General features: G+C 53.1%; 18 protein-coding genes and 1 tRNA gene. 5 read left to right on the top strand and 14 right to left on the bottom strand.

Going from position 1 to position 23,813, the window contains the following annotated elements:
- Nucleotides 1-90: 90 nt before the first annotated feature.
- A complete protein-coding gene (locus K7P76_RS25570) occupies nucleotides 91-1,122 on the top strand; it encodes an LCP family protein (RefSeq protein WP_232188784.1) in 1,032 nt (343 codons plus the stop codon).
- A gap of 148 nt (nucleotides 1,123-1,270) precedes the next feature.
- On the opposite strand, the gene K7P76_RS25575 is transcribed toward K7P76_RS25570, so the two are convergent.
- Together K7P76_RS25575 and K7P76_RS25580 are read right to left on the bottom strand one after the other, a co-directional pair.
- The gene (locus tag K7P76_RS25575) at nucleotides 1,271-1,954 is read right to left on the bottom strand and encodes a response regulator transcription factor (RefSeq protein ID WP_232188785.1); all 684 of its coding nucleotides are present in this window, start codon (nucleotides 1,952-1,954) and stop codon (nucleotides 1,271-1,273) included.
- A gap of 1 nt (nucleotide 1,955) precedes the next feature.
- Nucleotides 1,956-4,067, bottom strand: coding sequence for a sensor histidine kinase (locus K7P76_RS25580; protein ID WP_232188787.1), 2,112 nt, complete (start codon nucleotides 4,065-4,067; stop codon nucleotides 1,956-1,958).
- Between the two features lie 156 nt (nucleotides 4,068-4,223).
- On the opposite strand from K7P76_RS25580, the gene K7P76_RS25585 reads away from it, so the two are divergent.
- Entirely contained in the window at nucleotides 4,224-9,866 is a 5,643-nt protein-coding gene (locus tag K7P76_RS25585) for an Ig-like domain repeat protein (protein WP_232188789.1), read from the top strand.
- A 101-nt stretch (nucleotides 9,867-9,967) separates the two neighbouring features.
- On the opposite strand, the gene eno is transcribed toward K7P76_RS25585, so the two are convergent.
- The 6 genes from eno to K7P76_RS25615 all read right to left on the bottom strand — a co-directional run bounded on the left by eno (nucleotide 9,968) and on the right by K7P76_RS25615 (nucleotide 17,025).
- Entirely contained in the window at nucleotides 9,968-11,260 is a 1,293-nt protein-coding gene (eno, locus tag K7P76_RS25590) for a phosphopyruvate hydratase (protein WP_232188790.1), read from the bottom strand.
- Between the two features lie 28 nt (nucleotides 11,261-11,288).
- A complete protein-coding gene (gene gpmI / locus K7P76_RS25595) occupies nucleotides 11,289-12,821 on the bottom strand; it encodes a 2,3-bisphosphoglycerate-independent phosphoglycerate mutase (RefSeq protein ID WP_232188792.1) in 1,533 nt (510 codons plus the stop codon).
- Between the two features lies 1 nt (nucleotide 12,822).
- Nucleotides 12,823-13,578: a triose-phosphate isomerase gene (tpiA, locus tag K7P76_RS25600; RefSeq protein WP_232188794.1), complete on the bottom strand. Its 756-nt coding sequence runs from the start codon at nucleotides 13,576-13,578 to the stop codon at nucleotides 12,823-12,825.
- Nucleotides 13,579-13,590: 12 nt separating this feature from the next.
- On the bottom strand, nucleotides 13,591-14,772 hold the full coding sequence (locus K7P76_RS25605) for a phosphoglycerate kinase (RefSeq protein ID WP_232188796.1): 1,182 nt from the start codon (nucleotides 14,770-14,772) through the stop codon (nucleotides 13,591-13,593).
- A 100-nt stretch (nucleotides 14,773-14,872) separates the two neighbouring features.
- The gene (gene gap, locus K7P76_RS25610) at nucleotides 14,873-15,883 is read right to left on the bottom strand and encodes a type I glyceraldehyde-3-phosphate dehydrogenase (RefSeq protein WP_232188798.1); all 1,011 of its coding nucleotides are present in this window, start codon (nucleotides 15,881-15,883) and stop codon (nucleotides 14,873-14,875) included.
- A gap of 119 nt (nucleotides 15,884-16,002) precedes the next feature.
- Nucleotides 16,003-17,025 (bottom strand): sugar-binding transcriptional regulator, encoded by a 1,023-nt coding sequence (locus K7P76_RS25615; RefSeq protein ID WP_232188800.1) that lies wholly within the window; start codon nucleotides 17,023-17,025, stop codon nucleotides 16,003-16,005.
- A 231-nt stretch (nucleotides 17,026-17,256) separates the two neighbouring features.
- Here K7P76_RS25615 and K7P76_RS25620 point away from each other — a divergent pair.
- The 3 genes from K7P76_RS25620 (at nucleotide 17,257) to sda (ending at nucleotide 18,554) form a co-directional block, all read left to right on the top strand.
- Nucleotides 17,257-17,331: transfer RNA gene (locus tag K7P76_RS25620), tRNA-Arg, on the top strand.
- 163 nt (nucleotides 17,332-17,494) lie between these two features.
- Nucleotides 17,495-18,079, top strand: coding sequence for an ATP-dependent Clp endopeptidase proteolytic subunit ClpP (gene clpP / locus K7P76_RS25625; RefSeq protein ID WP_232188802.1), 585 nt, complete (start codon nucleotides 17,495-17,497; stop codon nucleotides 18,077-18,079).
- Nucleotides 18,080-18,293: 214 nt separating this feature from the next.
- Nucleotides 18,294-18,554 carry a sporulation histidine kinase inhibitor Sda gene (sda, locus tag K7P76_RS25630; protein ID WP_232188804.1) on the top strand — a complete coding sequence of 87 codons (261 nt, stop codon included), beginning with the start codon at nucleotides 18,294-18,296 and terminating at the stop codon, nucleotides 18,552-18,554.
- A 113-nt stretch (nucleotides 18,555-18,667) separates the two neighbouring features.
- On the opposite strand, the gene K7P76_RS25635 is transcribed toward sda, so the two are convergent.
- The 6 genes from K7P76_RS25635 to K7P76_RS25660 form a co-directional block, all read right to left on the bottom strand.
- The gene (locus tag K7P76_RS25635; RefSeq protein ID WP_232188806.1) at nucleotides 18,668-19,435 is read right to left on the bottom strand and encodes an SIMPL domain-containing protein; all 768 of its coding nucleotides are present in this window, start codon (nucleotides 19,433-19,435) and stop codon (nucleotides 18,668-18,670) included.
- 117 nt (nucleotides 19,436-19,552) lie between these two features.
- Complete coding sequence (locus K7P76_RS25640) at nucleotides 19,553-19,822, bottom strand: HPr family phosphocarrier protein (protein WP_027086334.1); 270 nt, start codon at nucleotides 19,820-19,822, stop codon at nucleotides 19,553-19,555.
- Nucleotides 19,823-19,925: 103 nt separating this feature from the next.
- Nucleotides 19,926-20,861: a DNA-binding protein WhiA gene (gene whiA / locus K7P76_RS25645; protein WP_232188807.1), complete on the bottom strand. Its 936-nt coding sequence runs from the start codon at nucleotides 20,859-20,861 to the stop codon at nucleotides 19,926-19,928.
- Nucleotides 20,862-20,868: 7 nt separating this feature from the next.
- Complete coding sequence (mgfK, locus tag K7P76_RS25650) at nucleotides 20,869-21,855, bottom strand: gluconeogenesis morphogenetic factor MgfK (RefSeq protein WP_232188809.1); 987 nt, start codon at nucleotides 21,853-21,855, stop codon at nucleotides 20,869-20,871.
- A gap of 9 nt (nucleotides 21,856-21,864) precedes the next feature.
- A complete protein-coding gene (gene rapZ / locus K7P76_RS25655) occupies nucleotides 21,865-22,755 on the bottom strand; it encodes an RNase adapter RapZ (RefSeq protein WP_232188811.1) in 891 nt (296 codons plus the stop codon).
- Nucleotides 22,756-22,834: 79 nt separating this feature from the next.
- A complete protein-coding gene (locus tag K7P76_RS25660; RefSeq protein WP_232188813.1) occupies nucleotides 22,835-23,788 on the bottom strand; it encodes an ROK family glucokinase in 954 nt (317 codons plus the stop codon).
- Nucleotides 23,789-23,813 lie beyond the last annotated feature (25 nt).

Raw genomic sequence — 23,813 nt, forward strand, 5'->3', positions numbered from 1 at the left:
AACGAATAGGTTTTATGCAAAATGGAACAACTTTCCTGCCCGCTGCTTCGTATTATAGTTGACCCTTTTTCGGAAAGGATTGACGCCGTCATGGAAGAACAATCCACGCAGCCCGCACCCCCTCCTAAAAGATCCACAAAACCGAAAAGCAGCAAGAGACGAATCTGGCTATATAGCCTGCTTGGCGTCGTACTCCTATTTGGCTCGATCGCGACGTATTATGTCTATTCCTTCTATTCTTTCGCTAATAATATCTATGTCGATCCCAAAGAAAATCAGCCAACTACAGCAGCAGCAGTACCCACAGACGGCAGCAGCAGCCCTTTTCCTATAGCCCAGCCACCGGAATGGAACGGGGATGAACGCATTAACATCTTGCTGCTGGGCGGAGATTCACGGGGTGTGAAGAGCAACGCCAAACCTCGTTCGGATACGATGATGCTCGTTTCCATCGATCCCGTCGACAAGAGCACTCATCTTTTTTCCCTTTTACGAGATACCTATGTTGAAATTCCACATCACGGCTCTAATCGGCTCAATTCCGCAATTACGATGGGCGGGCCGCTTCTCTCGATAGAAACCGTCGGCAATCTGCTCGATCTTCCTATTCAATTTTACGTATACACGGATTTCGAAGGCTTCATTTCCTTGATCGACGAGCTCGGCGGCATCGACTTCGAAGTAGATAAAAATATGAAACGCACCGATAACGCGGATAATCCCAGATACAACATCAAGTTGGACAAAGGGATGCAGCACCTCGACGGCTTAACCGCCTTGCAATATGTCCGTTACCGAAGCGACGCCCTGTCCGACTTCGCGCGAGCCGACCGACAAAGGAAATTCCTAAGCGCCATCGCCGATAAAATGAAAAGCACGACCTCGCTGCTCAAACTGCCTCAGGTACTTAACGGCATTGCTCCTTACATTGAGACGAACATCCCGCCGAACGATCTCCTGAAGCTAGCAAGATTAGGTATGAAACTCGACACGTCTCGTCTTGCAGGAATACAAATTCCGCCCCAAGGACAATTCCAATCGCAGACCATTAGTCAAATGGACGTCCTGGTCGTCGATCCGCTGCAGATTAAAGAGTACGTGAAGGAACAGCTTACGAAATGAATTGCTGCGACTTCGCCAAGGCCAATAAACTGCCCCCACGGCGCTGGAGGGAAATGATCCCTAAAGCAATATAAAAAGGCCGGACCGTGCATTAAGCACAAGAGTCCGGCCGGCTTGGCTGGTAACGACGAAGCAATCGCGGCGAGCATCATTCCGGTCCCCAGCAAAACTTATAGCCAAACCCTCGAATCGTGACAATATATCGGGGAAAAGCCGGATTCGGCTCGATTTTTTTTCTGAGATTGCTGATGTGCACCATTACCGTCCGGATGTTGCTGTCCTTCTCCCATCCCCAGACCTGCTCGTATAGCTGCTCAACCCCGAATACCTGATTTTCCCGGGACGCAAGCCACAGAAGCAGTTGCATCTCTTTGGCGAACAGCGTCGCGGGAAGGCCGCCTGCCGTGACCGTGCAGCCGACAGGATCGATGTTCAGCCAGCTGTCTCTCCAGACCGGCGTTGTCGTCGCCCGCCGAAGCTGCGCTTTGACGCGGGCGACGACAACGCCCGGCTCGAATGGCTTCGTAATATAATCGTCCGCGCCGAGTTCCAGCCCATCGATAATATCCTGGGCTTCCCGCTTGCAGCTTATAAAAACGATCGGGATGTTCGATTGCTCGCGAATCCGGCGGGCCAGTTCCGTGCCGAACCCGTCGGGAAGCAAAATATCCGTCAGCAGCAGATCGGGCATCCTTTCGGCGAGCGCCTCCGACGCTCTTCTGAAGCTCGATGCAGCTTCGACGGCGAAGCCCTGCTTGCTCAAATAAAGGGTGAGAAGCTCGCGAATATCTTCGTCGTCCTCGACAAGCAGAATGCGCCCCTGTTTGTCCATTTCAAGCCCCCTTCTCCAACTTCGCGCCTTCAAAGCGGACCGGCAAGCGGAAGTAGAACCGGCTGCCCGTTCCCGGCGAGCTCTCCACGCCGATCTCTCCGCGATGGTAGCTGACGATTTCCTTGCAAATCGCAAGTCCGAGCCCGCTGCCCTTAACGACGGCCGAATCGCCCTGCAGTCGGTAGAACCGTTCGAAAATACGCTCCGTCTCGTCTGGCGGAATGCCTGGCCCCGTATCGCTTACGCTGACGATCGCGATACCCCCTGCATGATGGGAGTCGACCAACTCCAGGCGGAGACGAATTGTCCCGCCCGCCGGCGCATGCTTTTGAGCATTGGACAGCAGGTTCGCCAGCACCTGCTCGATACGCACCGGGTCCAATTCGGCATAGGCTGTGCGCCTCTCTTCCGCAAGCGGCGGTTCTTCCCACTCGAACGACAGCCCCTGTTCCAATAGGTCCCATTCGTACTTGTGAAACAACTGCCGGATAAAAGGCACGACTTCCGTTCTCCGGTAATCAAAGCGGACTTGGCGGTTCTCCAGCTTCGCAAGCTCCGTCAAATCATCGAGAAGCCTTTCCAGCAACTGCGACCGCTCATGGATCCGGCGTGCGTATTTCAAATAGTCGTCCGTCACGACGCCTTCCATCATCGCCAGCGAGAAGCCTTTAATAGACGTCAGCGGCGTGCCGAGTTCATGCGAAATGTCCGAAATGAGCCGCGTGCGGAATAGCTCCATTCGGGACATTTCCTCGTTGGCCTGTACAAGCTGCTCGTTTGCATCCTGCAATTCGGTCGTTCGTTTCTTTACTTTGATCTCCAGCGAATCGTTCGAAGCTTGCAACTGCTCTGCCAATTTCTCCGCATGCCTGGCGGTTCGCGCGAATCGCATCGACAGGTTCACGGATTGCGTGAACAAGAACGCAAGCAGCCCGTAGGGGACGTAATCGCCAAAGCCGATGACATGATTATAGTACAGAATATCGATAGCGATAGACATGCTGAGCGCCGCCATGCCGATCAGATTGATGAGAAGGCCGATTCTCCGATGCAGGGATGCCCGAATGAATAAGATCAATGAATACGCGAGAATCGGCAGGGCGACAAACAGCTGATAGGGCAGCATGATATAGGTGTAGACGATTGCTGGCGTAAACAGAACGCACATAGAGATACAGCCGTTCACGAACAACGATACCCTCGTAACCAAAGGGTTGAGCCGACGCCCATACTCGGCGCGGGCAAACAGGAGCAACCCTTGAAAAGCGACAATGCTGGAGAGGTATTCGAACTTCACTCCGATCTCCCAAGGCAGTCCCGGGAACAGAGTGTAGACGATTGCTTGTCCCTGCACGATCGTCCGCACGGCTATGGAAAGACTTAGCAGCCCGAAATAAAGCGTAGACGCTTCTTTTCTGCGGAAGGCGTACAATCCGAGATGGTAAAGCCCCATGATCAGCAGGCTTCCGGTCAGCAGCATCTCGGCACCGTAACTTCGCTTGTGCGAGAAGGCAATTTGTTCCGCGCCGCCGATGCGGATCGATTCCCAGATGCCGCCTTTGCGCTGAACGTAGTTAGCCACTTGAACGACGAGCTCATTGGTCCCGGCTTGCGGCTCAAAGAAGACGAGCTTCGGATAATTGGCCGGCTTCATCGAAGAGGGATCGGTGCCGACGATGCCGTTGGAGGCGCGCAGCTTACCGTTGATCCACAGTCGATAGGAGGTAGCGATGCCGCGAACTTCAAGCGCCAGCGTCCTCAGCTCCGAATGAGTCGGCAGCTCAATCCGCAGTCGGTAGGTGGCATAGCCCTGGTTCGGCAGCTTGCCGCCTCCGATTCGGGAAGAGCTCCATGGAGACGGAACTTTGACGGCGATCGGTTGAACGTCGGTTTGTCCGTCGGCAAGCTGCTGCGGCGTAAGAAGCGAGTGCCAATAAAGCTCCCAAGCGCCGTTCAGGATGACCGGACCATCCCGGTCGGGCAGCCAGCCGGTAAGGTCCGCCTTGCCGACCGACCATTCAGCCTGGCCCGCGGCTGCGGCGATAGCAGGAAACGCCGCTGGAATCGCAGCGCAGCAAAGGAAAAGCAGGAAGGCGATTCGTTTAACGATCAAGAGGAAGTCACCTGCTCGCAAAGGGGGATTTCTTACTATCAGAATATCACTCGCCGTTCTACAAAAATAGACATCTTCCCTCCTTTTTTAAACGCATTTTAAACTGGACGGCTTATTATTCGTTTGACGTACGTTTTGATAAAGGAGGATTTTCATTTGAAGAAATGGTTACGAGTTGCCCTGGCCATGGCGGTGGGCTTGTACGGTTTGTGGTTCGCGGATCCGGTACGGCCGGCTGCCGCATCCGGCGCAGATACGAATTATTGGGTGACGAATGACTTGCTTCCGCCAAATCTATTCGTGAAAAAAGCAATCGAAACGCCCAAAGGGATTTACTATCTCGGCTCGGACTATCGAATCTACTATACGACTTCTTACTGGAGCGGTTTCCAGGATACGTCGTATTACGGCAGCGATCTGGAATATGGCGCGGACGGAAATCTGTATTACGAGTCGATGGGAAATATTTATAAACTGACGACGGACGAGAATCAGCCGCCATGGATTCTCAATGCAACGCTTCGTCATAACGAGCAAGGGATCACTTCTTTCGGCGTCGACTCCGGGGGGAGATTGTATCTGAACAAAGGGTCATCCGTCGACATCTATAGTCCGGACGACCAATTGCTGGGCAGCATCAAGCATTTCCTCGGGCCTACTGACACCCTCAGCGTTCAGTTCGTAAAGCCGGGCGAGAACGGCGCTCTTTATTTGTACGATGACATCTCTCATTCCGTTATCAAGTATACCTCGACCGATTTCAGTCATTATTCCGCAACGAATGCACAAAACGTCCCAGCCGGCGATACCGTAAGCGGATTAGTCGTTCAGAACGGATATGTCTACGCATCCTTCGGATCCAGTATCTGTCAATACAAAGACTCCAACCTGTACCTGCTCCAAACGATTCCCGTGTCGGGCGGCATCGCTTCCTTGGCCGGAGGATCATGGAGCAACTTGTATATCGTCGCCTCCAACGACGGGAAAGCTTACCGGATGCAGGATACGGCCTATTCGGCCAAGTTTGCGGGGCCATCAACGGTCGTGCCGAACATGGAGGTAACGCTGACAACGCAGTTAACCATGCGGACGGCGGGTACGCCGTTCCCCGGACAGATTCATAGCTATAACCCCACTAATCCTTATGTCCGGTTTTATGTCAAAAGTAGTTCGAATAGCCTGATCGTGAGCGAAAACTTGAATTATGTCGATTCGGACGGGAAGGCGACGGTCGTTGCGAATTTGCCGGCCGACGTCTATGAGATTTCCGTTTACGGCAACCCTTTAGTCGACCAAGCGACCCTGAAGGTTCAGTATGCGACGTCTACCGAGTTGGAGATAACCGACGTGGACGGGAATCCGTCAACTCGTCCGGTTAAGGGCGAAACTGTGCATTTGCAAGCGAGAGTTTCGGCGGAAGGCAGCTCCGTAAGTTCCGGTACCGTCTCCTTCTACGATGGCAGTACCCTCATTGGCAGCGAGATTTCGGTTAGTTCGAGCGGTTCCGCCTCGTTCGACTGGCAGCCGACGACTACGGGAGCTCACTCCATTCGTGCGGAGTACAACGGTACCTCTGCGTACTCGAGAAGCTCATCCGCGAACGCGACAATTACGGTGGATGCAGCTCCTGCTGTTTCGACTACCGTTACGCTGGACACTTCGGACGCCTCGGTGTTGTTCGGGCACGATCCGACCTGGACCGCCGGGGTTACGGCAGGGGGCGGATCGGCCGTAACGGGCGACGTCGAATTTTATGCGGACGGGTCGAAGGTCGGCACCGTACCGCTGAACGGTGGAGTTGCGTCTTTTAAACCGAGCGGCCTGACGGCGGGCACCCGCTACGTCAAGGCTCATTATGTCGGCAGCGACAAATTCCTGCCATCGGATTCTCCCGACATTCGGCAGCGAGTGAATCCCGTTGTCAAAGATTTGTCGGAGTGGGCCAATAAAGTCCTGAATTCGTCCAGTACGGGAATCGAGCAAGCGGCTCCGCTGCCGAACGGCGGACTCGTTTATCTGGGCATGGACCGCTCTCTCTATATGTGGCAGATATGTTACATGGGTAATGACACCTGCGACGCCAATTTGACGAGCGCCTCAGGGGATGTTTCTTATTCCTTGCTGAAGCACGGTGCAGACGGAAACAATTATATCATCGCCGACGGCGACATCGTAAAGCTGATTGTAAACGGCACGGACCGCACGTTCTCCCGGCAGACAAGCGTTTCAGCAGTCGGAAGCTTGACCGATTATGCCGTAGACGGGCGCGGCAACTTCTATATCGCCCGCTCGAACGCAATCGACCTGTACGGGGCTGACGGAACGCCTCTTGGTTCCTATCATACGCCGGATAACGGCCTGTCCTCCTTGGCTCCGTCCAAGCTGTACGTTAGCGAGGACGGCATGTTGTATGCGACTGATTCCGGCTCGCGGAAAATCCTTCGGTATGCCTTGTCTTACGGGGAATCCGGCCACCCCAGCCTCGCGTTCGAAGCCGCAACAGATTCGCTGCCGTTTGCGGTAAATGGCTTGGTCGCGCAGAACGGCAAGCTGTTCGTTTCCGGAAACTCCAATGGTACAGGAATCGTGGAAGAATTCGACGCTCAAGCTTTGGTCGTAACGGATCAGGTTTCGTTGGCCGGCAATCCTCCTATCGGCACCATCGAGGGCTCATTCGGCGGTCTGCTTTATGTATACGGGAACGGGCGGGCGGCACTTGCGCAAAATCAGAGCTTCACCCTGACCGCAAACGCTCCGACCGAATATATACCTGGCGTACCGGTAAAGTTGGCGGCGCAAATGCATATGGCTGCGTCCGGAACGCCTTATCCCGGGAGCTCGAACAGTCTGACTCCTTTTCCGTTTTCCGTCGTTTTCTACGGATATGACAGCGCGGGGAACGAGAAAAACTTGGGCAACGCCCAGTTTGACCCCTCATCGGGGGCTGCAGCGCTGAACGTGGCGCTCGAGCCGGGCACGGTCGCCATTGAGGCTAAAAGATACGGAGGTTCGGAAACGAGCGGCCGGGTATCCATTGCGCCTTCGTCCCAATCCATGACGTCGACGCAGCTTGAGGTGCAATCCGTCGACGCTTCCTACCCGGGCGCCGTTACGCTCCATGCCGTCGTGACTTCGGGCGTTGCCGTAACCAGCGGCCAGGTTGCCTTTTATGACGGAGACGACTTGCTGGGAACTGCTGACGTAAATGAAAACGGCGTAGCGGAGCTTAAGGTAGGAGCGCTTATCGTCGGTGATCATTCCTTCACAGCTTCTTACTTGGCAAACGGAGATTTCTTGGAAAGCGGATCGGACATTGTCCCTGTTGCCATAGGACGAGGAACGGCGACCGTGAAGGCAGCCAGCTCGAACGAGAGTATCAAGGTCGGGGAAACGGCGGTTTGGACGGCGCAAGTGACGAACAAATCGGGCGGGGCTGTTCAGACGGGCAGCGTGACTTTCCTAATAGGTTATACCCTTGTTTGCGGAGCTCTTCCATTAGACGCCACGGGCAAAGCCGTTTGCGATCTTGCCCAGGCAAGCGCCGGCTCACCGATGACGCTAAAGGCCGGTTCATATCCGGTTACCGTTGTTTACAACGGGGACAGCCAGTATACGTCCGCAAAGGGACAATTGGTTCAAGAAGTCGTCAAACGGGCGACGACGACAACCGTTGCCGTATCGGCAAACAACCCCCAAGTCGGCGATACGGTCAATTGGACGGCAACGGTGACAAGCGGCGGATCTGGCGCATTGAATGGAACAGTTGATTTCCGGAATTCCGAAGGCGATTCATTGGGTCAGGCCGAGCTGAGTAACGACGGCAAAGCGGTGTTAACTTTGTCCGACATGGCGAGAGGCGCATATGTCGTACGGGCTTACTATTCGGGTGACGAGGCTCATGCGGAGAGCGGTAGCGATCCGGTGGAAACCGTTGTAAACCGTCGGCCCGTTCAAGTGCTGCTGGAGCAGTCCGCGGGCACGACTCTGGCGGGACAGACGGCGCGGTTTACCGTTACCGTCGTTCCGGAATCAGGAACCCGAAAACCGAACGGGATCGTCATGCTGGGCGAGGAAGCCGGGGGCACGACGAATATTCTGGGACAAGCGATTTTAACGAATGGAATAGCTTCATTCGAGCTTGATGATTTACCGGCTGGCGACCATTCCATTTCAGCCGTCTATACGGGAGACAGCGTCTTTGATCAGCAGACGACCGAATCCTTTATCGTCCATCGCATCGCGACGGTAACGAAGGTTGCGCTGGTTACGGAGGCTATCAACGTTACTGCGGGGCAGCGTTACCCGCTTGAGGTAACGGCAACTTATTCCGACGGTTCCCTGCATCAGGTAACCTCAGAAGCCCTAATAACGTCCAGCGATAGCGCGATCGCTTCTGTCGAGGGAGGCATAGTGACCGCGAACAAACCTGGATTTGCGTCCGTTGCCGTGTCGTACGGCGGGCAAACGGCGACGGTCGAGGTCACCGTTTCCGCTGCGAATGCCGCGCCCGAGGCCCTAGGGGGATTGACACGAACGACGACGGTGGGCGGTATTACAATGCTTGCGGCCGGGGATCTGGCGACGGATCCGGACCAGGACGTTCTGACTCTAAGCGACGCAAGATCAATGAATAGTGCCGTTGCTACGGCATCGATCGAATCGGGGGCATTGAAAATAGTCGGCGCCGGCGCCGGTTCTGCCACCGTAACGGCGATTGCGGATGATGGACACGGTCATAAGGTAAACGTATCCGTAGCGGTTACGGTGAATGCGGCGGTTGCTCCGGCTCCGGTGCCGGCAGATCCGGCACCATCTAATCCGCCGAGTATACCCTCGCGACCATCGGATCATGTCGAGCGAACCATCAAAACGAGCGAAGGCGGCTCAGTCTCGTTGGGCGATGTCGCTTCCGTCTCCATTCCCGCCGGCGCGCTCCATGCAGATGGAACGATTGAAGCATCTGTAGCCGCTTCCGATCAGGTACCTTCCGCAGGAGATAGGATCAGGCTTAGCTCTGTAATCGAATTTACGAGCAGTTCGGGAACACGATTTCTACGTCCGCTGCAGTTGACCCTTCGATTCTCGGTGAACGATCTGCCGAGCGGAGCCGAACCCGCAGTATATTATTTCAACGAAACGCAAAGAAGATGGATTTATATCGGAGGAGTACGAAAAGGGACGGATACCCTTGAGGTTTCGGTCAATCACTTTACGAAATTCGGCGTTTTCGCTTCCGTACAACCAAATTTCACCGACCTGGCAGGTCATTGGGGGCAGGCCTTTGCGGATCGCCTGATCGGAATGGGCGTCATCAATGGCTTTGGAGACGGAACTTTCCGTCCCGACCTGCAAGTGACCCGGGCGCAATTCGTGAAAATGCTGGCGGTAGCAATGGCGTTGAAGCCCGCTGGTTCGGGAACGGTATTGTTCTCCGACGGTCCCACCATTCCGGATTGGGCTAAAAACGCGGTTGCTTCGGCTGTAGAGGCTGGACTCATTCGAGGATATGAAGCAAATGGCAAAGTGTTCTTTCATCCCGATCAAACGATTACCAGGGTCGAGATGGCGGTCATTCTGTCCCGGGTGCTGGGACGAGAGTCGATCCCGCCAGCAAGTGACCGTGCCGCCTTTGCCGACCAGCAGAGCATTCCGTCTTGGGCTTCTGATGCGGTCGCGACGGTTGTAGACCAAGCGATTGTCGGAGGCTATACGGACGGTTCGTTCCGTCCAGGGTCACCCGCAACCAGAGCCGAAACGGTGAAAATGATTTACATGTTGCTGCAAGCGTTGCATTTGTAACGGTCTCAACATAAAAAGGCCGGACCGTGCATTAAGCACAAGGGTCCGGCCTTCTTGTTGTCGTGGTGTTTATCTATGTTGTCATTAAGTGTTGCTTCGGATTACTTGAAGTTCTTAAGGTTGTAAAATGCTTTTTTGCCCGCATAGATCGCAGTGGAGCCTAGGCTGTCTTCGATGCGAAGCAATTGGTTGTATTTCGCGACGCGGTCGGAGCGGGAAGGTGCGCCCGTTTTGATCTGGCCGGCGTTCGTAGCAACCGCGATGTCCGCGATCGTGCTGTCTTCGGATTCACCGGAGCGGTGAGAGATAACAGCCGTGTATCCTGCGCGTTTCGCCATTTCAATCGCATCGAAAGTTTCGGTCAAAGTTCCGATTTGGTTCACTTTAACGAGGATAGAGTTACCGATGCCTTTGTCGATTCCATTGGAAAGACGCTCAGTGTTCGTTACGAACAGATCGTCGCCGACGAGTTGGACTTTGCCGCCCAATTTGTCGGTAAGCAGCTTCCAACCTTCCCAATCGTCTTCGGAGCAGCCGTCTTCGATGGTGATGATCGGATATTTGTCAGCCCAGCTAGCAAGCAGGTCGACGAACTCGGCAGGCGTGTAAGATTTGCCTTCGCCTTCGAGGTGGTATTTGCCGTCTTTGAAGAACTCAGTTGAAGCGACGTCCATACCGAGGAATACGTCAACGCCCGGTTTGAAACCGGCTTTCTCGATCGCTTCGATAACCGTTGTAATCGCCTCTTCGTTGGAACCGAAGTTAGGAGCGAATCCGCCCTCGTCACCTACAGCGGTGTTAAGGCCTTTGGCTTTCAATACGCTCTTGAGGGAGTGGAAAATTTCCGCGCCCGTGCGAAGAGCTTCAGCAAATGTAGGAGCGCCTACCGGCAAAATCATGAATTCTTGTACGTCAACGTTATTGTCCGCATGCGCTCCGCCGTTGATGATGTTAAGCATCGGAACCGGCAGCGTCTTCGCGTTGAATCCGCCGAGATAGGTGTACAAAGGAACGTCCAAAGCTTCAGCGGCAGCGCGAGCGACAGCGATGGAAACGGCAAGAATAGCGTTAGCCCCCAGCTTCGCTTTGTTGTGAGTACCGTCCAGCTCGATCAACTTCTGGTCGATAACGACTTGTTCAAGTGCTTCGTAACCGATGATTTCCGGAGCGATGATCGTGTTAACGTTATCTACCGCTTTAAGAACGCCTTTACCTAAGTAACGGTTTTTGTCGCCATCGCGAAGCTCTACCGCTTCATGAGCGCCCGTGGATGCTCCGGATGGAACGATTGCGCGGCCAAACGCGCCGGATTCCAAACGTACTTCAACCTCTACCGTCGGATTTCCGCGGGAGTCCAATACCTCGCGCGCGTACACGTCAGAAATGATTGTCATGAGTAACACTCCTTGGGATTATATTTTGTTAAAATAGTGCCTTACCCGTCATCTGTTCCGGCTGCGGAAGCTCCATCAGCTTAAGAATCGTCGGCGCGACGTCTGCAAGAATGCCGCCTTCGCGGAGCGTATGCCCCGCTTGGGTAACGATGCATGGAACCGGGTTCGTCGTATGCGCCGTGAACGGACGCTCGTTATCGTCGATCACCATGTCCGCGTTGCCGTGGTCGGCGATGATCACGCACACGCCGCCCTTAGCCGTCACCGCTTCGACAACCTTGCCGAGACATTCATCCGTCGCTTCCACCGCTTTGATCGTCGGCGCTAGCATCCCGGAGTGACCCACCATATCCGCGTTAGCGAAATTAAGAATGATGGTGTCATGATGCTCGGCTTCGATTTCCTTGAGCAATGCATCCGTTACTTCGTAGATGCTCATCTCCGGTTTCAGGTCATAGGTAGCGACCTTCGGCGAATTGATGAGGATGCGAGTCTCGCCTTCCAGAACATGGTCCCGTCCGCCGCTGAAGAAGAACGTAACATGCGGATACTTCTCCGTCTCGGCGATTCTGAGCTGTTTTTTCCCATGCTGCACGAGAACTTCGCCTAGGGTATTGTCCAGTTCCTTAGGCTTATACGCAACGAACCCGCCAACGGTTTCCGAGAAAAGCGTCATGCAGACGAAATACAGGTTTTTCGGAAAACCCGACCCTCTATCGAAACCGCGGAAATCTTCGTTCGTGAACACGTTCGACAGTTGAATCGCGCGATCCGGACGGAAGTTGAAAAATATAACCGCATCTTCGGATTCCACGAGGCCAACCGGCTTGCCGTCGGCTCCTACGATCACTGTCGGCATAACGAACTCGTCGTATACCGAATTCTCGTAAGATTCCTTCACCGCTTGAACCGGGTCGACAGCCGTCGGGCCGTCTCCATACACCATGGCGCGGTAAGATTTCTCCGTCCGCTCCCAGCGTTTGTCCCGATCCATCGCATAGTAGCGGCCTTGGATGGTCGCAACTCGACCGACGCCAACTTGTTCGATCTTCGCTTGCAGTTGAGTCAAGTATCCAACCGCGCTATCCGGCGACACATCCCGGCCATCTAGGAAAGCATGGATATAAACCTGCTCCAGCCCTTCCTTCTTGGCTAGCTCCAGCAAAGCAAACAAATGCGCGATATGGCTATGTACGCCGCCATCCGACAATAATCCGTACAAATGAAGCTTCTTGTTGTTGTCCTTCGCATGTCTAACCGCACCGAGTAACGTGGAGTTATCGTAAAAATCCTGATCGCGAATCGATTTGGAAATACGGGTTAAATCCTGGTACACGATACGTCCGGAACCGATGTTGAGATGTCCAACCTCGGAGTTTCCCATCTGGCCTTCAGGCAGTCCGACGGCTTCGCCGCTTGCCGTTAAGGTCGTATGGGGGTAAGTATTCCAGTAGCGGTCGAAGTTCGGTTTGTTCGCTAGCGCCACGGCGTTGCCGTGCTTGCTTTCGCGTAAGCCGAAGCCGTCGAGAATAATGAGAGCAACCGGTTTCGGAGCTGCCATCTTACTTCGCCCCTTCGACTAGCGCCACGTAGGAAGCTGGCTCAAGGCTAGCGCCGCCGACCAAAGCGCCGTCGATATCGGATTGGCCCATGTACTCGGCAACCGTATTCGGCTTAACGCTTCCGCCGTATTGGATGCGAACTTTGCCGGCTGCTTCGGCGCTATATAGTCCAGCGATAACGTTGCGAATATAGCTCGTTACTTCGTTCGCGTCTTCGGATGTCGAAGATTTGCCCGTTCCGATCGCCCAGATCGGCTCGTATGCGATAACGGAAGCTGCAACTTGCTCTGCAGACAGTCCAGCGAGAGCGCCTTCCGTCTGAACGCGCACGACTTCTTTCGTCTGGCCGGCTTCGCGCTCTTCGAGCTTCTCGCCAACGCAGATAATCGGAGTAAGGCCATGGCGGAATGCCGCATGGGCTTTCTTGTTGACGATCTCATCCGTTTCGGCAAAATATTGACGGCGCTCCGAGTGTCCGATGATGACGTAGTGAACGCCAAGATCTTTCAGGAACACACCGCTGATTTCGCCCGTGTATGCGCCATTGTCTTCGAAGTGCAAGTTCTGCGCGCCGATCTTGATCGTCGTGCCTTTAACCGCTTCTGCCAAAGCCGGCAGCGCGGTGAATGGAGCGCAGATGACGCTCTCCACGCCGGCAACCTCCGCCTTGCCTTTTACCTCGGCAACGAAAGCCGTAGCCTCGCCTGCCGTCTTGAACATTTTCCAATTGCCCGCAATAATCGGTGTTCTGCTCATCTTAGGTCACCTCTATTTGTCGTTTAGCGCTACAACGCCTGGAAGGACTTTGCCTTCCATGAACTCTAGCGACGCTCCGCCGCCCGTGGAAATATGGTCCATCTGGTCCGCCAATTTGAACTTCTCCGCTGCGGCTGCAGAATCTCCGCCTCCAATTATGGTATATGCATCGGTAGTTGCGCAAGCTTGAGCAACCGCACGAGTACCATGAGAGAAAGGCTCGATTTCGAATACGCCCATCGGTCCGTTCCAGACGACTAGCTTAGAATTCTTGATGACGTCCGCATAGATTTCGCGAGTTTTCGGCCCGATATCGATACCTTCCCACTCCGCAGGAATGTGGTCGGTATCCACGATATCCGTGTTCGCGGAAGCGCTGAAGCCGTCGGCTACGACGATATCAACCGGAATGTAGAAGTTCTTGCCGAGTTGCTTCGCTTTCTCGATGAATCCGAGGGATTGCTCCAGCTTGGAATTGTCGAGCAAGGATTTGCCGATTTCTTTGCCTTGCGCTTTAAGGAACGTATAGCTAAGTCCGCCGCCTATAATGATATTGTCGGCGATCTCGATCATTTTGTTGATAACGTCGATTTTATCTTTGACTTTGGAGCCGCCCACGATAGCCGTAAAAGGACGCTCCGGGTTGTGCAGAGCTTTGCCGAGTACTTCCAGCTCTTTCTCCATCAGAAGGCCGGATACGGCCGGAATATGGTGAGCGATGCCTTCCGTTGAAGCATGCGCGCGGTGAGCGGCGCCGAATGCATCGTTCACGAACAGATCCGCTAATTGGGCAAAAGCTTTGGCCAAGCCTACGTCGTTGCTTTCCTCGCCCGGGTGGAACCGAACGTTTTCAAGCAGGAGCACGTCTCCGTTCTGTAGCGCGTCCACCTTAGCCTGTACGCTTGAACCTACGACTTCGTCCGCTTTAACGACTTGTTTGCCTAGCAGATCGGAAAGACGAGCGGCAACGGGAGTCAACCGCAGCTCTTCCACGACTTCGCCTTTAGGACGACCTAAGTGGCTGGCCAGAATAACTTTCGCGCCTTTCTCGATCAAATACTTAATCGTTGGCAACGTCTCGCGAATACGAGTGTCATCCGTAATGGCGCCGTTCTCTAACGGTACGTTAAAGTCAACCCGTACGAATACTTTCTTCCCTGCAACATCGACTTCCCTAACGCTTTTCTTGTTCAAGAGTCAAACCTCCTCGGGTGGCTGCAAATCTCCTTGCAAAAGCGTGTCCCGGTTTGCTGGGCAACCCGGGACGCTAGCGATATGAGCATGAAATTGTTTCTTACAGGCCTTTGCTGGCGATGAATGCAGCCAAATCAACAACGCGGTTGGAATAGCCCCACTCGTTGTCGTACCAGGAGATGACTTTAACCATGTTGCCTTCGACAACCATCGTCGACAATGCGTCTATCGTGGAAGAAGCAGGATCGCCGTTGTAGTCGCTGGAAACAAGCGGCTCTTCGGAGTAGTTAAGAATGCCTTTAAGAGGACCTTCGGAAGCAGCTTTCAGAGCCGCGTTCACTTCTTCAACCGTAACGTTTACTTTCAGCTCTGCTACGAGATCCGTAACGGAAACGTTAGGAGTAGGAACGCGCATGGACATACCGTTTAACTTGCCTTTCAATTCAGGCAATACGAGAGAAACGGCTTTAGCGGCACCCGTGGAAGAAGGAATGATATTCTCGGCGGCAGCGCGCGCGCGGCGCAGGTCTTTATGCGGAAGATCCAGAACGCTTTGGTCGTTCGTGTAAGAGTGGATCGTGTTCATCATGCCTTTAACGATTCCGAATTGGTCGTTCAATACTTTAGCGAAAGGCGCCAAGCAGTTCGTCGTACAAGAAGCGTTGGAGATGATTGTATGGGCGGATGGATCGTATTTGTCGTTGTTTACGCCCATAACGATCGTGATATCTTCGTTCGTAGCAGGTGCGGAGATAATAACTTTCTTCGCGCCGCCTTTCAAGTGAAGTTCTGCTTTTTCTTTAGCCGTGAAAATACCCGTGGACTCGACAACGATCTCAGCGCCTACGGAAGACCAAGGCAGGTTGCCGGGATCACGTTCAGCGAATACTTTAACCGTTCTGCCGTTTACGATAAGCGCGCCTTCGCCCACTTCAACCGTTCCGTCTAATTTGCCATGAGTCGTATCATATTTCAATAGGTGAGCAAGCGTGCTAACGTCGGTCAGATCGTTGATTGCAACGATTTCTACGTTCGGGTTTTTCAGCGAAGCGCGGAATACGTTACGTCCGATACGTCCAAATCCGTTAATTCCAACTTTTACTACAGCCATGTTTGGTTCCTCCTTGGGATGATAACGATTTTTTTGATCTATATATCAGGCGTCGTTAACGCCGAGACCACTATGAGTAGGATTACCCTATTTTCCAGCTTGTAACTTAATGATCAAGATTAAACGTGTCTCAATGCCTCCGTTGCTCCCGCTTCATCGGTCACAAGCACGTCGTCATGCCCGAATCTCATTACCGACGCGATGGCGTCACCCTTGCTGCTTCCGCCCGCGATACCGATGACGATGCCCGCCGCTTCGATATCTTCCAGCCGTAAGCCTGCCGTCGCCATCCGATGAACCACTTTGCCGTTGCGGTCGAAATAATAACCGAATGCTTCCGCAAGCGCGCCATCCTTGACGAGCTCTTCTTTCGTCTCGTCCTTGAGCTTCCGTCTTCTAGCCATTGTCGCCGCATCCCCGATACCGTGAACAACTATGCGCGCGCTCCGAATCATATCGACCACTTCGCGAACATTGGGCTCTTGCATAATGGTCTGATAAGCTTCTTCGCTCAGATGATCGGGTACATGGAGCATTCGATATCGTGCACCGGTGCGTTTGGCCAACTCCGAGGCAATCGTGTTCGCCTGGTAATCTACGCTTTCTCCCAAACCGCCCCGAGCTGGCACGAACCAATTGTCTTTCATCTGCGAAGGGGTAGCGAATTGCGACGCCATTCGGGCCATCGTCGATCCGCCCATCACCGCAACGACATCGCCGGCAGTGAGGCTATCCCGCAAGACTCGGCTTCCCGCCCGGCCTAACTCCATTTTAGTATGATCGGAGGTATCGGAATCGCCAGCCACGATAATGACTCGCTTCAGTCCGAATGCCGTACGAACCGCCTCTTCCAAAGCCGAGAGCCCGAACAGTTCCTTCACGATCGGCTCCATCTCTTCCACTAGCTGCCGTCCGCTTTCGCTAAGCGTCATTCCTGCCGCAGCGGTATCAAGCAGCCCTTGCGCCCGCAATACCTCGAGCTCCGATCTAAGCACGCGCTCCGTTAAGTCAACGCTAGTTGCCAGCGTGCGCCGCCCTATCGTTCCCTCCAAGTGTATCCGGTGCAAAATTTCATACCTTTTCTCCATCACTTGCAGGAGGTCCGGCAACAATTTCTTCTGAATCTCTACGATTTTCCGCATTCTCTTCGCGTATCCTCCTGTGACCGGATGGCCATCATCGGCAGTCATGCGAACATCTGGAATGTTGGACGAAAAACGTCCCGCTATGCATTTTTAAGTCCCACTCTTATTTTATCCAATTTGCTCTCCTGTTGCAACCCTTTCCGTACACCAAAATAACAAATTTACCATCGTCTATTTGCTTGCTTTTTCTCCCGTCATCCCATATAATAACTCTTGCTGTTACAATGAGCGCCCGTGGTCCAACGGATATGACGCAGCCCTCCGAAGGCTGAGATTGAGGTTCGATTCCTCACGGGCGCGCCAATTTTTCACCAAACAATAGCATACAGCACAACCGACCGTTCCATACGGTCGGTTTTTTTGTGTCCACGCTCCAAGCAACTCGATAACCTCTTTGACTTTCTTTGACTTTTACATTCGGATTCGCTATGATAATAAAACAAAAACATGAGGAGGGACGTCAAACATGAGTTTCGTACCTATGGTTGTCGAGCAAACTAACCGCGGAGAACGGGCATATGACATTTATTCCCGATTGCTTAAAGATCGAATCGTATTTCTGGGTACACAGGTGAATGACGTGGTTGCCAACTCCATCATCGCTCAGCTGCTGTTCTTGGCGGCCGAGGATCCGGAAAAAGACATCCACCTCTACATCAACAGCCCCGGCGGCTCCATCACATCCGGAATGGCCATTTACGATACGATGCAGTTCATCAAACCCGACGTTTCCACCATCTGCGTCGGCATGGCCGCATCGATGGGCGCTTTCCTGCTAGCGGCAGGCGCCAAAGGCAAACGGTTTGCCCTTCCGAATAGCGAGGTCATGATTCACCAGCCGCTCGGCGGAGCAGAAGGTCAAGCAAGCGACATCGAAATTCGGGCCCGCCGGATCCTCAAGCTGCGCGATAAGCTGAATGGCATTCTTGCGGAGCGCACCGGTCAACCCCTCGAGCGTATCGAGAAAGACACGGACCGCGATAATTTCATGGAAGCCGAAGTAGCCCAGCAATACGGACTGATCGACAAAGTCATCGACAAAGTTGTTTAATCCATCAGGATCGCTTGAAAATAAAACCTCTTCCTCCCTGTAATAAGGGGCGAAGAGGTTTTTAACATACATTGTTTCCCATGTCAATAAAAATTCAAAACTTTGAATGCCCTCTCTGCGAGCCGGACAATCCATGATAGACTGTTTTATAAGGTTATACCATATACATCCAATTCTAGTTATCTCTTAGGAACTCTGGAAGAGAGGGATCTTTATGTCACCACAGTCCTATCCTCACCTTGTAAACAAGTCATCTGAAGACAGAATGCCCATAAGAAGCGCCAACGGAAGCCATATCGACATGGTAGCCGCTCGTCGGTTGAGTGATAAAGCTTCACTGCTTCGCCCGTTGAAAGATGAGCATCTGCTGGAAGTTTACAGGGAAGCTAAGAAAATGAACTTGTCCAACGAATTCATCGAGTTGTTGGAAGAGGCGCTTTCCATCCGCGAGATGGGTCATTACAAAGAGGCTTAAAGCTCGCTAGTACACCTAGATGGGGCTCTCCCGCATACATGTCATGTTGACCCCCATAACACAAAGGAAAAGAGGCGGAATAACTCCCGCCTCTTTTCCTTTTCGCTACAAACCTATTGCATTTCGTATTGAACCGTTACTTGCGTTCTGATTTCAATTTGCCCGGATTGCACGGATGAGGAAGCTCCGCTCGCAGCCATATCGTTCATCTGCATCTTAGCCTGTTCCCGCACGTACAAGATCGGATTGCTCGAAACATCGCCTTGCACGATATTAACGACGCCTTTCAACTGACGATTCGCCGAAGTCGCGAGCACGCCCGCTTTAGCCGCGGCATTAGTCATCGCTTTCTTCAACGCATCCAATTCGTATTGATCGTTTTTCTCCGTTGCGAACTGCACTCCGTCCAGACGATTCGCGCCGGCCGCGGTCAACGCATCGAACAGCTTGCCGATTTCCGGCAGTTTCCGGTAGGTAACTTGAATGGAATGAACCGCGATGTACCCTTTCAGAACTTGGCCGTCCTTCTCCGTGTAGTTGTATTCCGGCTGCACATTAAATCCGGTTGTTTTCACGTCTTTCTTATCGATCGCGAATTTCTCGTACAACGTCTTCTCGACTCCGGCGAACTTATCCGCATTCGCTTGTTGCGCATCCGCGGCTTTAGTGCCGCGTGTTTCAACCGCCAAGTTCAAATACGCGACGTCCGGCTCCACCATGATTGAACCGCTGGCCCCCACCGTTACCGTATAGGGCGGCGTTGTCGCCGCCGGAGACGATTCTGCAGACACGACATCCCCTGCCCCTCTTCCGAATCCGAACCATCCGATAACGACAGCCGCCATCGTAACCATTAACACTTGCAACGTCCGGTTTTTCATGATTAATTACCCCTTTCAGCTTGTTTGACCTTATGACGCAATTAGCCCTCCAAAGGTTTCATTAAATTCAATAAAAATGCAAAAAGCTCCCTGTCGGGAGCTTGATGCGAATAACGCTTATTGGTTTTCCAGCTCTTCTTTGCTTACAAGCTGCACTAAAGCGGTTACAGCTTGCTCTGCGTCGGAACCTTCCGCGCTGATCGCGACTTCCGTACCGGAGCTGATCGCCAGGCTCATAATGCCCATGATGCTTTTCGCGTTAACTTTCTTGTCATCCTTCTCCACGAAGACGTCTGAGGAGAATTTATTGGCTTCCTGCACGAAAAGTGCCGCCGGTCTGGCGTGAAGACCCGTTTTAAGCCGAACTACCACCGGCTGTCTCGTCATGGACCGGATACCCCCTATCTTTAATTCGTCCCGCTGATCGGGACCCCCGTGCTATAGTTTCTTAACTATTATAACATTGATATGAACAAATGCGCCATACGGTTTATGCGCCGCCATTCCGGATTTTTTCAGCCCATTCGTCAAGCTTCCGAAGCCGGTGGTTTACCCCCGATTTACTGACCTGTCCTTTAAGCAAATCCCCGACTTCCTTCAAGTTGATATCGGGATGCTGAAGCCTGACTTCCGCCACCTCGCGCAGCTTGTCGGGCAAGTTGTGCAAGCCGACTTCCTTAACGAGAAGCTTGATGTTGTCGATTTGCCTGACGGCTGCTCCGATTGTTTTGTTCAGATTTGCCGTCTCGCAATTGACGATCCGATTAACGGAATTCCGCATATCCCGCATGATGCGAACATCCTCGAATTTGAACAAAGCTTGGTGAGCTCCTATTATGCTCAGAAACTCGATAATTTTTTCGCCTTCCTTAATGTACAGGATAAAACCTTTCTTACGCTCGATAAATCGCGCGTTCAGATGAAATTTATTCGCAAGATCCACCAAAGCCTGACAGTGCTCCTCATACATCGAAGCAATTTCCAGGTGGTAAGACGAACCTTCCGGATTGTTCACCGAACCGCCTGCCAGGAATGCGCCGCGTAGATAAGCTCTTTTGCAGCATGGCTTGCGAATCAGCTCTTTATCGATGCTCGGGTGAAACAAGAATCCTTCGGAGACGATTGATAATTCGTTAAGAATCGCCTCCGCGCCAACCGGTACCCTTACGACATACACGTTGTTCTTTTTGAGCCGCATTTTCTTGCGCACGAGCAGTTCAGTCACTACCGTAAAATGTCGCTTCAAAAGGGTGTACATCCGGCGTGAGATTGCGGCATTCTCGGTGGAAATATCGAGTACGACGCGTTTATTGGACAGCGCGATCGTTCCGTTCATCCGGATCAATGCCGAAAGCTCCGCTTTCTCGCAGCAGCTCTCGGATTCCACCATCGTCAGTTCCTTCTTCGTTAGCGCCGCAAATGACATGCCTTTTTCACCCCTTTCGCAACATCCAATCTTCAACTAATTGATAAATATGATCGCTTAATTTGGCTGCGTCATGACGCAAATAAGTCCTGAACAACACAAGCGTGTCGGCAATGACCTTGTAGCCGCGACGGGTCACTTCCTCTAAGTCCAGATGAACCGCGGTGGAGCCTTTCTCCGCGTATAGGTTTTGAACCTGTGGAGGAATTTCCCCATCGTTAACGATAACATAATCAAATAGATGATGCCCAATATGCGCATGGATAGCCGTCAAATGATCGCTTACGGAATAATTATCGGTTTCACCCGGCTGGGTCATCACGTTGCAAACGAACAGCTTAACCGCATCGGACTGGATAATCGCCTCTGCCAGCTTAGGTACGATAAGATTCGGAAGAATGCTTGTGTAGAGACTCCCGGGTCCGATCAGAATGGCATCCGCCTCGCGAAGCGCTTGAACGGCCTCCGGGAGAGCTTCTACATCGGCCGGCTCGAGAAATACTTTACGGATGGCCAGCCCTGATTTCGGAATCGTGGATTCCCCCACGACGATCGAGCCGTCTTCCATCTCCGCTTTAAGTACGATCGCTTGATTGGCAGCAGGCAGTACGCGCCCCCGAACCGCGAAAATGCGGCTTAACTCGGTTATTCCCGTCATGAAGTCGCCCGTAATATCCGTCATCGCGGCGAGAATGAGATTGCCAAGGCTATGCCCGGCTAATCCAGTCCCGTTATTGAATCGATACTTAAGCACTTCGGCTAATAACGGCTCCGTGTCGGCAAGCGCGGTTAGAACGTTGCGAATATCCCCTGGCGGAGGGATTTGCAGCTCTTCGCGCAGAATACCGGAGCTTCCCCCATCATCCGCGACGGTTACGATTGCCGTAATGTCCAGCGGCTTCTGCTTTAATCCGCGGAGCATGACGGACAGGCCCGTGCCTCCGCCAATGACGACAATGCGCGGCTTGCGGGCGAGACTTGTATGCTGTGTCATCGCCTCACCTCAGCTCTGACGATCGCGGTCGGAATCGCGATGGCTCACTCGTACCCTTTCAGTATCGCTGGAGCCGAGCCTACGTCCTAAATATTCCGCAAGCGCCACGGAACGATGCTTCCCTCCGGTACAACCAATGCCGATAACGACCTGACTTTTGCCTTCTTTATGATATAGGGGAATTAAATATTGCAGCATATCGAGCAGCTTAGTCAAGAACGTTTGGGTTTCCGGCCATTTCATGACATAGTCGTACACTTCCGGTTCAAGCCCCGTCTTAGGTCGAAGCTGCTCAATATAGTGCGGGTTAGGCAGAAACCGAACGTCGAAGATCAAATCCGCGTCGATAGGAACCCCATACTTAAACCCGAAAGAAGTTACGTTAATGGAGATGTTGTTCCGATCCAGGTTGGAGAATCGCCCGATGATCTGCTCCTTTAACGCCGCCGGCTTCAGACTGCTCGTATCGATAACCTGAGTCGCCCAGCCTTTCAGATCCTCGAGCAGCTTCCGCTCCAGGTGTATGCCATCCAGCGGCATGCCATCCGGGGCCAGCGGATGTCTGCGCCTGCTTTCCTTGTAGCGTTGTACGAGTATCGAATCCGTCGAATCCAAGAATAGGATTTCATAGTGAATCGTATAATGCTCGCGAATATAACTGAGCGACTCCGACAATGCGGTAAAAAACTCGCGTCCCCGCAAATCGATAACCAAAGCCACTTTAGCGATGCGGCCTTGAGACTGCTCGATCAATTCCGCGAATTTCGGGATGAGCACGGGCGGCAAATTATCGACGCAGAAAAAACCCAAATCCTCCAAGCTCTGAACCGCAATCGTCTTGCCCGCGCCTGACATCCCCGTAATGATCACGAGCGTCGGCTGCGCAGTCATCGTATCCATTCGTATCCCTCCCCCAGAAGCTATTAACGACAGGACGCCCGACCCGCAGACGAGCAACGGAGTCGAGCGTCTGCTTTAGTTATGCGCGAAGGAACAATCCTGCTGCCCCAACGACCCCGGCATTGTTGCCCAACTCGGCGGCTACGATTTCAACCCCGACTTTGGCATTGTCCGGCGTCAATTTATTGAATACCTCGCGAATTTGGGCAAAAAGGAATTCCCCAGCTTGGCTGACGCCGCCGCCGATGATAAAGCGCTGAGGGTTAACGACAACCGCAACGGCCGCCATCGACTTGCCAAGATAGAATGCCGCCCGACTTACGATACGCTGGGCAACTTCATCACCGCCTTTAGCTGCATCGAACACATCCTTGGCGGTTAATTCTCCCTCGACAAACGAAAGCGAAGTTTTGTCGCCCCGTTCCACTGCGTCCTGTGCCATACGAATGATTCCCGTTGCCGACGAAACGGTCTCCAAGCAGCCCATTTTTCCGCAGCCGCATTGAATCGCTTCGAGGTCTGCCACGATCGACATGTGACCCAACTCGCCTGCCATTCCCGTAGACCCTTCAATAAGCCGATTATGCAAAATAATGCCGCCGCCGACTCCGGTTCCCAGCGTATAACAGACACAATGTGGTATCCCTTTGCCCGCTCCGCCCCAAGCTTCTCCAAGAGCGGCTACGTTGGCGTCATTGTTTATTTTGACCGGCTTGCCGATCTTCTCTTCCATAATCTTCTTTGCGGGCACATCCTTGAAAGGAAGATTCGGCGAGAAATCGATAATTCCCTCCGGAATGTTCAAAAATCCGGCGATACCGATTCCCACGCCCGCAATGGCATCCCATTCCGGCGTTCCCGGAGGTACGAGCTCCTTGACATAGGCCGCAATATTGGATAATACGGCGTCCGCTCCATCAGCTGCTTGTGTTGGCCCTTCGTGTGTGCGGAGCAGCTCCCCCGCATCATTGCACAAGCCGACCTTAATAGCGGTTCCACCCAAATCAACGCCTACGAACAACGATTCTGACATTTTTGTCGACACCTCATAAAAAGAT

It is taken from the genome of Cohnella silvisoli (assembly GCF_021190915.1).
GTDB lineage: Bacteria > Bacillota > Bacilli > Paenibacillales > Paenibacillaceae > Cohnella > Cohnella silvisoli.

Excerpts from the sequence above, each read along its gene's own strand:
- K7P76_RS25635 (WP_232188806.1), bottom strand. The coding sequence starts at position 19,435 with ATGAAAAACCGGACGTTGCAAGTGTTAATGGTTACGATGGCGGCTGTC.
- K7P76_RS25575 (WP_232188785.1), bottom strand. The coding sequence starts at position 1,954 with ATGGACAAACAGGGGCGCATTCTGCTTGTCGAGGACGACGAAGATATT.
- sda (WP_232188804.1), top strand. The coding sequence starts at position 18,294 with ATGTCACCACAGTCCTATCCTCACCTTGTAAACAAGTCATCTGAAGAC.
- K7P76_RS25640 (WP_027086334.1), bottom strand. The coding sequence starts at position 19,822 with ATGACGAGACAGCCGGTGGTAGTTCGGCTTAAAACGGGTCTTCACGCC.
- tpiA (WP_232188794.1), bottom strand. The coding sequence starts at position 13,578 with ATGAGCAGAACACCGATTATTGCGGGCAATTGGAAAATGTTCAAGACG.
- gap (WP_232188798.1), bottom strand. The coding sequence starts at position 15,883 with ATGGCTGTAGTAAAAGTTGGAATTAACGGATTTGGACGTATCGGACGT.
- rapZ (WP_232188811.1), bottom strand. The coding sequence starts at position 22,755 with ATGGATACGATGACTGCGCAGCCGACGCTCGTGATCATTACGGGGATG.
- clpP (WP_232188802.1), top strand. The coding sequence starts at position 17,495 with ATGAGTTTCGTACCTATGGTTGTCGAGCAAACTAACCGCGGAGAACGG.
- eno (WP_232188790.1), bottom strand. The coding sequence starts at position 11,260 with ATGACAATCATTTCTGACGTGTACGCGCGCGAGGTATTGGACTCCCGC.
- K7P76_RS25570 (WP_232188784.1), top strand. The coding sequence starts at position 91 with ATGGAAGAACAATCCACGCAGCCCGCACCCCCTCCTAAAAGATCCACA.
- whiA (WP_232188807.1), bottom strand. The coding sequence starts at position 20,861 with ATGTCATTTGCGGCGCTAACGAAGAAGGAACTGACGATGGTGGAATCC.
- K7P76_RS25660 (WP_232188813.1), bottom strand. The coding sequence starts at position 23,788 with ATGTCAGAATCGTTGTTCGTAGGCGTTGATTTGGGTGGAACCGCTATT.
- mgfK (WP_232188809.1), bottom strand. The coding sequence starts at position 21,855 with ATGACACAGCATACAAGTCTCGCCCGCAAGCCGCGCATTGTCGTCATT.
- K7P76_RS25615 (WP_232188800.1), bottom strand. The coding sequence starts at position 17,025 with ATGCGGAAAATCGTAGAGATTCAGAAGAAATTGTTGCCGGACCTCCTG.
- gpmI (WP_232188792.1), bottom strand. The coding sequence starts at position 12,821 with ATGGCAGCTCCGAAACCGGTTGCTCTCATTATTCTCGACGGCTTCGGC.